Source organism: Achromobacter sp. GbtcB20 (assembly GCF_019091095.1).
GTDB lineage: Bacteria > Pseudomonadota > Gammaproteobacteria > Burkholderiales > Burkholderiaceae_B > Achromobacter > Achromobacter mucicolens.
Genome location: NZ_JAGXJZ010000664.1, coordinates 1 through 256, shown reverse-complemented (window position 1 = coordinate 256; position 256 = coordinate 1). Strand labels below are relative to the sequence as shown.

Annotated in this window: 1 protein-coding gene; it reads left to right on the top strand. The window is 67.6% G+C overall.

The annotated features are described in order from the left end of the window. A partial coding sequence (locus KVT32_RS30640) for a hypothetical protein (RefSeq protein WP_217619490.1) occupies positions 1–256 on the top strand: 256 nt, incomplete at both ends.

Here is a 256-nt window from a genome sequence, read left to right as displayed (position 1 = left end):
GGCGTCGTCACGACCGACGTGACCATCAGCGCGCTTTCCCAGTTCGAATATGCGGCCGACCTGCGCACCGCGCCGGCGCTCGCAGCGGGCAGCCATACTACCAATCTGGAAGTACGCTTGTGCGAGGACGTGCCCACCGTGTGCAGCAAGCCGCTGCCGGGTTCGCCGTGGTACATCCCGGTCACGGTCAATGTCGCGCCCCATGCCCAGGCTCAGCAGCGCCTGTCGCTGATGCCCGCCGCGTTCGACCTCGCCA